A 4,448-nucleotide genomic window follows, 5' to 3' on the forward strand; every position below is an offset into this window, starting at 1 on the left:
ACCTCCAAAGCTTCTGGCTCTTTCAATAACTGGATATAAGCGAATTCTGGCAATAAAGATAAGGGATGATTTGCCTAAGCTCTTGCGTGCTTGGCGTTCGGTTGTTGCCGTTATTTGGACTACTTGAGCCATTGATAGGTCATAGAATTTAAATAGTTTGGATTGTCTTGCGCATAGGTGTGCGCTATCATAGCGGTTAGCCATAATCATTACCTCATTTAATGTTATTGTGGTTAGATGCCTCGATAGTGTTACAGCACTTCGGGGCATTGCTGTTTTTAACCTAATAAACTTATCAGGTGTGTGCTCACTATATTTTATGGTGTAGGCACACGTCAAGCCTTTTTTATTATTTAGTGATCGTGTATAGTGTCTGCACACTAATAAGCATCTTTTAGGTATAAAAATGGCTACAGGTAACAAAAATAATAAATCGGATAGAAAAGCAATCCGCTTCCCCCATGAATTAATAGAGCGAATAGACGAGCAATCCAAGAAAGAAAATACTAACTTTTCCGCTTGGGTTATTGCTACTTGTCGCGAAAAACTAGCTAAACTAGATAAGAAATAATCTTTTAACTTAATACCACTGATTGGTGGTTTTTGTTTTCCCATTCTCCTTTTTATGGACTCAAGAAACCTACTTTTTAAAAAACACCCCATGCAATGATTAGTACGCATTAAAAAAACGGTTTTCACTGCGTACTTAGTGCGTACTTTTACACTTGTTTCCACTGAAATAGGCTTTTTTGACTGGAAACTAGAATTATTGCCAACCAAGAAGAATGATTTCACCTTTTGGATGGCGTTAATTCCGTTAAAATAGCAATTTAAGCGATTATTTGGGGCTTGGGTATACTGTCCTATAGCTAAGGCGTTAAATGAGTGTATAGTCATCATAATTAAGCCACCTTACCCAATAACCGAATCATGTAGCTTTGTGATAACTTGATGAGTTCTGCTTTTCGTTTTTCATAATTCCAACCCATATCTATTAACGTGATATTGGATTTCTCAAGGTAAGCTAAGTGATTAAGCTGTTCTTCAGTGATATGGTCGCGAATATCACCCGTGAGATTATGAGCTTTTCGGTAAGCCTTTGCTGTCATGCCAAGTACAATACGATTAATCATATCAAATTCATTAGTATAGTGATGTGGCTTGGTCTCCTTGCCTAGGGATAATCGTTGTATAGTTAATGCGTCACACATAGGACGGCTATAATCTGCGACTTCTAAACGTGCTTTTAATCGATTAAGTGCTTTCTTTTGGATTGTTGGCGCGATTTCTTTAAGGTGTTCTTCACAACGTATAAAGTACTTTCTTATTGCTCGTCCTTTCTCGTTATTTTCAATCATTGCTAATTCTTTAGCGGTTCCGATTGTAAGGATGTAATCTGTACTTTTACGATCTCCACCTCGCTTAGTTGTCCATTTTATTTGTTGTTCATTATTTGTACTTTGATTCCTGAATTCTGATGAATCAAAGATTAAAAAATCATCATTTTTAATAAGCCCATATTCTTTTATTCTTCCCTTTATCCATGTTGAAAAATCATTTCCTACTTTTAAGTAATTATGTAAAGCCTTTGCGCTAACTGTTTGCTGTAATTTACCGTTTAATTGTGTTTCGGTTACTGGTACTAAATTATTAAAATCTGTCATAAGTATTACTCCTAACGTGTCGAAAAATCCCTCTTTTAGCTAAATTTAGGCAAAGGGATACCGTCGGCTCAAAAATGAGCTTTGCTATAAAATCAATTAATTAAGCTGCTTTGCTTGGGTAAAGTGCTAAAATTTGGCTGATATCTGATTCAGTTAATAAGCTATTTTCATAACTAAGAATCAGATTAACCACCTTTTGAGCATCTTCCTTATTGGCTAGGTAATAGCGATAGTGTGAGCCTATTCCGTCGGTATTAGGTTCATCCATGCGCTTTAATGTGATGCCTAACTTTCTTTCGAGTTCTGAACAGTAATTTCTACCACTAGAAAGCCTACAGGTGCGCAATATTTCATTTTCGGTAATACCATTGTCACCAGTACACGCAATTAATAGGTAAGCTCTCGGCTTTTTGGGTAGACACTGATAGCGAGATTGGCTATTATTGGAAGCGTCAAGATTCCAATGCAAGCCCTTTATTATTTCGCGATATAGAGGGTTTCCAATTTGCATAAATTACCCCCTTGCCGCTTTTTTTGATTCAATCCAGCTATTAACTTCTTGACTAGATAAAAAAACTTTTCGACCCAATAATTTTATTGGTTTAGGTGCGGTTTTGTCATTCTTGAGCATTTGATAATATGAGGATGTGCTTTTATAACCAATTAAGGCAATAAAATCTTTTAACGGGATAAGACTATCTTTGTTATTTAAAATTTTTTCCATGTAAAAATCTCTTTTTAAATTACTAATTAAAAAGAATTAAACAATGATAGAGGATGAAAGGAGCTAACAGAGATTGATTAACAAATGAACAGTTAGTTAATATTGGCATTGACTACTTTTGGTAGATAAGACAATATATAACTGAAGTTGTTAAACAATTTGTTACATTTTTATCCGTATCATGTTTAATTTCTTCGTACTAGGGGATCTGGCTTCTAAGTTTGGCGACCGTGAACCAACTCCCCTTAAAACTATCAACTTAGATACTCCTCATTAATAGCTTTTCAATTAACTACCTGTATAAATAACTAGGTAATCAATTTAACTAGTATTTTATCAAAGTATTTTGAAAAATAAAGCACAGTAAATAATAAATATCAAAAATAAGGCGCAAAATGAGCGCTCTAAGCCCTTTAAATACAATTTTGGTTGCTATGTATTACTTAACTTTAGTAACGCCGTAAAAATGCTGTCATTTGATTTACGATCTGATTTTAATAAACATTATTTTTAACTTTATGATTTTTAAATAAATTAAATTTCAAGTAATTCAGTTTAAGATCGGATTTGTATAATCGCCTTAATTTTGTAATGAATTAGCCAGTGAAAAAATGCTATTAAAAAATATTTTTCACCCATTGATTCGTTTGCTTATTTTTTAATCAATAAATATTCGGATTTACTACATATAGTAGTAAATTTTGATAATTTATTACTATATATTGTAAATTTTTACACATGAAATTATTTTATACTTAGTAAGTACTTTTTTTGATTTTTAATAATTCTTTTAAAATTATTTTGAAATCCAAACATTATTTGAAATAAAGAGTGATTAAAAAATAGAATATCATTTGACGAAAATTTATTTCTATCTTTATAAAATGAAACAACATTAGGAATATCTGAATATAATAACATTGCCTCATAATGAAGAGCGCTATGTTTAATTGAATTAAAAAGCTTATTAATTGTTTTTAAAAACTCAGTATTATCTTTATCATAATCAATACCATCACCAATGAGAATCTGTTTACAAAGCGGATAAATACTATCCTTTTTAGTTATAAATAGGTCTCCTATACAATCTACTTCAATTGTGTTATTTGTGTCGAAACTATTTTTATAACAAGTAACATATGTCAATTGAACCAGTTCATCAAATAATTTTCTAATTGAAAGTATAAGTCCTTCTGTTTTTAATCTATAAATAATAACTGGATTTTCTTCTGGTAGGAATTGCTTTAGATTTTGTAAATTTTTGATATTTTTTTCATGAAATTTTAAAATATTCATAAACTCGTGTTGAATTAATAAATACTTATTAACAATCATTAAAGATTGTAATTCTGGGTTAGTGAATCTTTCTATTGCTTCGTATTTTGGCATCTCAAGGCAGCTATATGATTCTATTTGAAATTGTTTTGTTAAACATTCCTCACTGTAAATATAATTATCTTCAATTAATTTAACTCTAGGGAATGTATCCTCTTTTACAATCCATTCACCATTTTCAAAAACGTATATTTGTCCTTTTGGTAATTCTTGGTTTGGTAATTCTATATCGGTTGAGTTTGCAGGAAGTCCAATTCCTTTTGGTTGATAGTAATTATCTTCTTTAGCTATAAAAAATTTATACCATTTATCGTAATGAAAGATGGTTACACATCGATCATACTCATAAAATTTTTCGCACATAAATTTAGCTCCAATAAAATATAACAATTTATTTCTAATGATAGAAATCTACTTTTACATAAGTATACATGTTTAATATGTGCTAATTTATCTTATTATTTTCAATAAAAAATAATTTTAGTTTGCTACACGGATATCGGGTATGGTTTACTTAAGCAATGGTTTCCATTTTTCTGTGAAAGCAAGCATTAGCAATTATTACCGCTTTTGCTTAGATTAGTATCCATTAATTTAAAGTAGTTTCACTGGATACTTGTTGGATACCTATATAAGTACTAGTGATTATATATTAAATGGATTTTTGGGTATTTAAATTCCATATGAAGTGGCTCAATTTGAGCATCTAAAACTTGAGCAGGTAA

General features: G+C 31.0%; 6 protein-coding genes. 1 reads left to right on the forward strand and 5 read right to left on the reverse strand.

What is annotated here, in order from left to right; all coding sequences use genetic code 11:
* Positions 1–270: host cell division inhibitor Icd-like protein (locus ACGH6S_RS11915; protein WP_411578963.1), on the reverse strand; the 270-nt coding region annotated here is incomplete at its 3' end.
* A 136-nt stretch (positions 271–406) separates the two neighbouring features.
* Between ACGH6S_RS11915 and ACGH6S_RS11920 the strand changes: the two genes are divergently transcribed.
* Complete coding sequence (locus ACGH6S_RS11920) at positions 407–571, forward strand: YlcI/YnfO family protein (protein ID WP_141673729.1); 165 nt, start codon at positions 407–409, stop codon at positions 569–571.
* 331 nt (positions 572–902) lie between these two features.
* Here the strand turns inward: ACGH6S_RS11920 and ACGH6S_RS11925 are convergent, their stop codons facing one another.
* The 4 genes from ACGH6S_RS11925 to ACGH6S_RS11940 all read right to left on the reverse strand — a co-directional run bounded on the left by ACGH6S_RS11925 (position 903) and on the right by ACGH6S_RS11940 (position 4,086).
* Positions 903–1,664: an antA/AntB antirepressor family protein gene (locus tag ACGH6S_RS11925; RefSeq protein ID WP_174798953.1), complete on the reverse strand. Its 762-nt coding sequence runs from the start codon at positions 1,662–1,664 to the stop codon at positions 903–905.
* A gap of 100 nt (positions 1,665–1,764) precedes the next feature.
* The gene (locus tag ACGH6S_RS11930) at positions 1,765–2,175 is read right to left on the reverse strand and encodes a hypothetical protein (protein ID WP_297223936.1); all 411 of its coding nucleotides are present in this window, start codon (positions 2,173–2,175) and stop codon (positions 1,765–1,767) included.
* Positions 2,176–2,178: 3 nt separating this feature from the next.
* Positions 2,179–2,388 (reverse strand): helix-turn-helix transcriptional regulator, encoded by a 210-nt coding sequence (locus tag ACGH6S_RS11935; protein ID WP_065627088.1) that lies wholly within the window; start codon positions 2,386–2,388, stop codon positions 2,179–2,181.
* Between the two features lie 744 nt (positions 2,389–3,132).
* Positions 3,133–4,086 carry a hypothetical protein gene (locus tag ACGH6S_RS11940; RefSeq protein ID WP_411578964.1) on the reverse strand — a complete coding sequence of 318 codons (954 nt, stop codon included), beginning with the start codon at positions 4,084–4,086 and terminating at the stop codon, positions 3,133–3,135.
* Between the last annotated feature and the right edge of the window lie 362 nt (positions 4,087–4,448).

This window comes from Gilliamella sp. BG3, from assembly GCF_046635605.1.
Lineage (GTDB): Bacteria > Pseudomonadota > Gammaproteobacteria > Enterobacterales > Orbaceae > Gilliamella > Gilliamella bombi.